This window comes from Cellulomonas citrea (assembly GCF_009829685.1).
Classification (GTDB): Bacteria; Actinomycetota; Actinomycetes; order Actinomycetales; family Cellulomonadaceae; genus Cellulomonas; species Cellulomonas citrea.
In genome coordinates this window covers 1-5,175 of record NZ_VWSD01000182.1, presented here as the reverse complement: position 1 = coordinate 5,175, position 5,175 = coordinate 1, and the positions used below count along the sequence as shown (strand labels likewise).

General features: G+C 73.4%; 6 protein-coding genes and 2 tRNA genes. 7 read left to right on the top strand and 1 reads right to left on the bottom strand.

Going from position 1 to position 5,175, the window contains the following annotated elements; translation table 11 throughout:
* The 4 genes from F2B26_RS14410 to F2B26_RS14395 all read left to right on the top strand — a co-directional run.
* Positions 1–826, top strand: an 826-nt coding sequence (locus F2B26_RS14410) for a CpaE/TadZ family protein (protein WP_369122551.1), incomplete at its 5' end; no start/stop codon positions are given.
* Between the two features lie 37 nt (positions 827–863).
* Positions 864–1,322, top strand: coding sequence for a DUF6912 family protein (locus F2B26_RS14405; protein ID WP_159810541.1), 459 nt, complete (start codon positions 864–866; stop codon positions 1,320–1,322).
* 167 nt (positions 1,323–1,489) lie between these two features.
* A tRNA-Gln gene (locus F2B26_RS14400) sits at positions 1,490–1,561 on the top strand.
* Between the two features lie 71 nt (positions 1,562–1,632).
* Positions 1,633–1,705 (top strand) — tRNA-Glu (locus F2B26_RS14395).
* Positions 1,706–1,816: 111 nt separating this feature from the next.
* On the opposite strand, the gene F2B26_RS14390 is transcribed toward F2B26_RS14395, so the two are convergent.
* Entirely contained in the window at positions 1,817–2,536 is a 720-nt protein-coding gene (locus F2B26_RS14390; protein WP_159810539.1) for an IclR family transcriptional regulator, read from the bottom strand.
* 119 nt (positions 2,537–2,655) lie between these two features.
* Here F2B26_RS14390 and leuC point away from each other — a divergent pair, with 119 nt between their 5' ends.
* From leuC to F2B26_RS14375, 3 genes are all read left to right on the top strand, one after another.
* Positions 2,656–4,137 carry a 3-isopropylmalate dehydratase large subunit gene (leuC, locus tag F2B26_RS14385; RefSeq protein ID WP_159810537.1) on the top strand — a complete coding sequence of 494 codons (1,482 nt, stop codon included), beginning with the start codon at positions 2,656–2,658 and terminating at the stop codon, positions 4,135–4,137.
* 26 nt (positions 4,138–4,163) lie between these two features.
* Complete coding sequence (gene leuD, locus F2B26_RS14380) at positions 4,164–4,799, top strand: 3-isopropylmalate dehydratase small subunit (RefSeq protein WP_159810535.1); 636 nt, start codon at positions 4,164–4,166, stop codon at positions 4,797–4,799.
* Positions 4,800–4,933: 134 nt separating this feature from the next.
* Positions 4,934–5,175 (top strand): HU family DNA-binding protein (locus F2B26_RS14375; protein ID WP_268891113.1); only part of this gene is annotated, 242 nt, incomplete at its 3' end.

Below are 5,175 nucleotides of genomic sequence, written 5' to 3'. Positions count from 1 at the left end.
CGTCGCTGCCGTGCCCGTCCCGACGGCCCGGGGACGTCTCGTGGCCGTCTGGGGGCCGACCGGCGCGCCGGGGCGCACCTGCGTGGCGGTCAACCTCGCGGCCGAGCTGGCGGCCGGGCACGGCAGCACGCTGCTGGTGGACGCCGACACGTACGGCGGCTCGGTCGCCCAGGTGGTCGGGCTGCTCGACGAGGCGCCGGGTCTCGCGGCGGCGGCCCGGGCGGCCGCCCAGGGCACGCTGGACCTGGCCACCCTCGCCCGGCTGGCCCCGCTGCTGGCTCCGGACCTGCGGCTGCTGTCCGGGATCGCCCGGGCCGACCGATGGGCCGAGCTGGCCGGTCCCGCGCTCGACGTGGTGTGGCGGCTGGGCCGGGCCCTCGCCGACTGGGTGGTCGTGGACACCGGGTTCAGCCTCGAGCAGGACGAGGTGCTCAGCTACGACACCCGAGCGCCCCGGCGCAACGCAGCCACGCTCAGTGCGCTGGCAGCCGCCGATGTGGTGGTCGTCGTCGGTGCAGGTGACCCGGTCGGCATGCATCGGCTGATCCGGGGTCTGTCCGAGCTCACCGACACCGGGGTGGGCGCCGAACGCCTCGTCGTGGTCAACCGGGTGCGTTCGTCGGTCGCGGGCCCGACCCCGGCGCTCGCGGTCCGTGAGGCCCTGTCCCGGTATGCCGGCGTCGAGCGCGCGCACGTCATCCCCGACGACCGCGACGCGTTCGACACCGCCCTGCGCGAGGGGCGCACGCTGCGTGAGGTCGTCCCCGGTTCGGCCGGGCGGCGCGCGCTGGGCGAGCTCGCGGCGCGGCTGATCGCCGTCGGGTAGTCGGTCGCAGCCGGGAGGCAGGGGGCACACTGTGCAGGTGCGCCTCTACCTGCCCGCCACTCTCGACGAGGTCCTGCGGCCGGACGACGCGCTGTCGCCGCGAGCCGCCCATGCCGTGACGCCCGCGCTGCGGGCCGCGCTGCCCGACGAGGACGAGGAGGGGCTGGAGTTCGTGGCCCAGCTCGCGGCGGCCGACGAGTCGATGGCTCTGCTCGCCGCTGCGCCGACGGCGCCGCGTCTTCGGGTGGTCGTCGCGGTCGAGGTGAGCGACTCGCTCACCGGCCCGGCCAGCGCCGTGCAGGGGCCACCGTCGCTCGTCGAGCTGCTCGGCCCGGTCACGCTCAGGGACGCCGACTGCCTGCTCGTCGACGAGCCGCAAGCCGCGCAGGACGTCCGTGGTGCGCTGGCCGGTGACGCGGCGGCCGCCGACGACCTCGAGGTCCGAGACCTGCTCTGGTACGACGTGAGCGAGATCGGTCGCATCCCGCGCGAGTGACGGGGTCGCGGTGCGGTGCGGGTCCCGTCGTCCCGGCCCTGGGGCGCCAGTTGGACCGGCACGCCCGGGCTCAGGTATGGTGCTCCGTCGGCACGACATCCACTTCTCGACCTTCACGGCTCACCTTGGTGCGTCCGCGCAGGTCAGAGGCCGGTCAGCGTGCCCCATGGGGTATGGTGTAATTGGCAGCACGAGTGATTCTGGTTCACTTAGTCTAGGTTCGAGTCCTGGTACCCCAGCGGTCGTCAGTCTCCCGGTGCATCATCGGGTAGGCTGTCGGTTCGTTCCGGGGAGACCCGGGACAGTGCAGGCCCCCGTTGTGTAGCGGCCTAGCACGCCGCCCTCTCACGGCGGTAGCGCCGGTTCGAATCCGGTCGGGGGTACGTCGAAAGGCCCGGTCATCAGACCGGGCCTTTCTCGTTGTGCAGGCTCGTTGTGCAGCGCTGCGTCGTGCGGGGCGCCTCGTCCGCGACGACCCGCGTGCCGCCGCGCCGTCAGTCGCCGGTGCGGCGCAGCACCTCCGACAGCCGGTTGGCGGCCGACACGACGGCGGCGGCGTGCAGCCGGCCGGGCTGGCGGGTCAGTCGCTCGATCGGGCCGGAGATCGAGACGGCCGCGACCACGCGGCCGGACGGCCCGCGCACGGGAGCCGAGACCGAGGCCACGCCGACCTCGCGCTCGGAGACCGACTGGGCCCAGCCCCGTCGGCGCACCCCGGACAGGATCGTCGCGGTGAACTTGGCGCCCTGCAGCCCGCGGTGCAGCCGGTCGGGCTCCTCCCAGGCGAGCAGCACCTGGGCGGCAGAGCCGGCCTGCATCGTGAGCGTGGCACCGACCGGGATCGAGTCCCGCAGCCCGATGGGGCGTTCGGCCGCGGCGACGCAGATGCGCTGGTCGCCCTGGCGGCGGTAGAGCTGGGCGCTCTCGCCGGTGTGGTCGCGCAGCGCGGCGAGCACCGGGTTGGCCGCGGCGAGCAGGCGGTCCTCACCGGCCGCGGTCGCCAGCTCCGACAGCCGGGGACCCAGGACGAACCGTCCCTGCATGTCCCGGGCCACCAGACGGTGGTGCTCGAGGGCCACGGCCAGGCGGTGGGCGGTGGGTCGGGCAAGATGGGTGGCGGCGACCAGCTGGGCGAGCGTGGCGGGTCCGGCCTCGAGCGCTGCGAGCACGGAGGCGGCCTTGTCCAGGACGCCGACTCCGCTAGAGTTGTCCATAGGACGATACTGGCGTCTCGCAGGCTGAGATGCAAGCGAGAAGCGCGACCGACGCCCCACACTCACCCCGACGCGGCGGTGCAGTGCTGGACGTCACGACCTGAGAGGTGGGAACGACGATGACCGGCACGTTGGCGGAGAAGGTCTGGGACGCGCACGTCGTGCGTCAGGGGCAGGACGGCGCACCGGACCTGCTGTACATCGACCTGCACCTCGTGCACGAGGTCACCAGCCCGCAGGCGTTCGAGGGTCTGCGGCTCGCCGGGCGTCGCGTGCGCCGGCCGGACCTCACCCTGGCCACCGAGGACCACAACACCCCGACGCTGGACATCGACCTGCCGATCGCGGACCTGACGAGCCGCACGCAGATCGACACGCTGCGTGCCAACGCGGCCGAGTTCGGTGTCCGGCTGCACTCCCTCGGCGACTCCGACCAGGGGATCGTGCACCAGGTCGGCCCGCAGCTGGGCCTCACCCAGCCGGGGCTCACGGTGGTCTGCGGCGACTCGCACACCTCGACCCACGGGGCGTTCGGCGCCCTGGCGTTCGGCATCGGCACGTCCGAGGTCGAGCACGTGCTCGCCACCCAGACCCTGCCGCTCACCCCGTTCAAGACGATGGCGATCACCGTCGAGGGCGAGCTGCCGCCCGGGGCGACCGCCAAGGACATCATCCTGGCGATCATCGCCAAGATCGGCACCGGCGGCGGCCAGGGCTATGTCCTGGAGTACCGCGGCGACGCGATCCGCGCGCTGTCGATGGAGGGCCGCATGACGGTCTGCAACATGTCCATCGAGGCCGGTGCCCGGGCCGGCATGATCGCGCCCGACGAGACCACGTTCGCCTACCTCAAGGGCCGCCCGCACGCGCCCGAGGGGGCCGACTGGGACGCCGCGGTCGAGTACTGGAAGACCCTGCGCACCGATGACGACGCCGTGTTCGACGCCGAGGTCGTGCTGCGTGCGGCCGACCTCGAGCCGTTCGTCACCTGGGGCACCAACCCGGGTCAGGGCCTGCCGCTGTCCGCGGCCGTGCCGGTCCCCGAGCTCATCGCCGACGAGGCCGAGCGGACCGCGGCGGAGCGGGCCATCGAGTACATGGGTCTGACCCCGGGGCAGCCGCTGCGCGAGATCCCGGTCGACACCGTGTTCATCGGCTCGTGCACCAACGGCCGCATCGAGGACTTGCGCTCGGTCGCGAAGGTGGTCAAGGGCCGCCGCAAGGCCGACAGCGTCCGGGTGCTCGTCGTGCCCGCCTCGGCCCGGGTGCGCCTGCAGGCCGAGGTCGAGGGCCTCGACGTCATCTTCACGGACTTCGGTGCGGAGTGGCGCAACGCGGGTTGCTCGATGTGCCTGGGCATGAACCCCGACCAGCTGGCACCGGGGGAGCGCTCGGCCTCCACGTCGAACCGCAACTTCGAGGGTCGTCAGGGCAAGGGCGGGCGTACGCACCTGGTCTCGCCGCTGGTCGCGGCCGCCACCGCCATCCGCGGCACGCTGTCCTCGCTCGCCGACCTCGACCTGCCGGCCGGCACCGACCTGTCCAGCTTCGACGGCAGTCCGCTCGCGCCCCTGGACCCGGCCGCGCCGGCCGTCCTCTGACCGCGACGACGAGCAAGGAGACGACGATGGAGAAGTTCACCCAGCACACCGGCGTCGGGGTCCCGCTGCGTCGCAGCAACGTCGACACCGACCAGATCATCCCGGCCGTCTACCTCAAGCGGGTCACGCGCACGGGGTTCGAGGACGCGCTGTTCGCGGCCTGGCGCGGCGACCCGGCCTTCGTGCTCAACCAGCCCGCGTACACCGCCGGTTCGGTGCTGGTGGCGGGGCCGGACTTCGGCACCGGCTCCTCGCGTGAGCACGCCGTCTGGGCGCTCAAGGACTACGGCTTCAAGGTCGTCATCTCGCCGCGGTTCGCGGACATCTTCCGCGGCAACTCGGGCAAGCAGGGGCTGCTCGCGGCCCAGGTCTCCGCCGAGGACGTCGAGCTGCTCTGGAAGATCCTGGAGAGCCGTCCGGGCACCGAGGTGACGGTCGACCTGGCCGCGCGGACCGTCGTGTGCGACGACGTCACGGTGCCGTTCACGGTGGACGACTACACCCGCTGGCGCCTCATGGAGGGCCTGGACGACATCGGCCTCACGTTGCAGCACGCCGACGAGATCACGGCGTTCGAGGCCTCCCGCGAGTCCTGGCGTCCGCGCACGTTGCCCGCTCGTCACCTGCCGACCGTGCCGATCACCCCGGCTCGTCCGGCCTGAGGTGCCGCCGCCCGGGTCTCGCGGCCCGGGCGGCGCCCGGACCGTCGTGACCTGGTGCGCGGCGCGCCGCGGCCGTGACCAGGCCGGCTGCTCGTACCGTTCCCTCGGGCAGACCATCGAGGGAGGGTGCGGACATGGTGGGCAAGTCGCAGATCGTGGACCGGGTGGCCGCTGTGGCGGGGACCCGGGCGCAGGCAGCTCTCGTCGTCGACGCGGTGCTCGAGGCCGTCACGGCCGAGCTCGCGGCCGGTGAGCGCGTGACGCTCGTCGGCTTCGGTACGTTCGAGCCGGTCGCGCGGCCCGCCCGGACCGTGCGCAACCCTCGCACGGGTGCTGCCGTCGCGGTCGACGCCTCGGTGGCGGCGCGGTTCCGGCC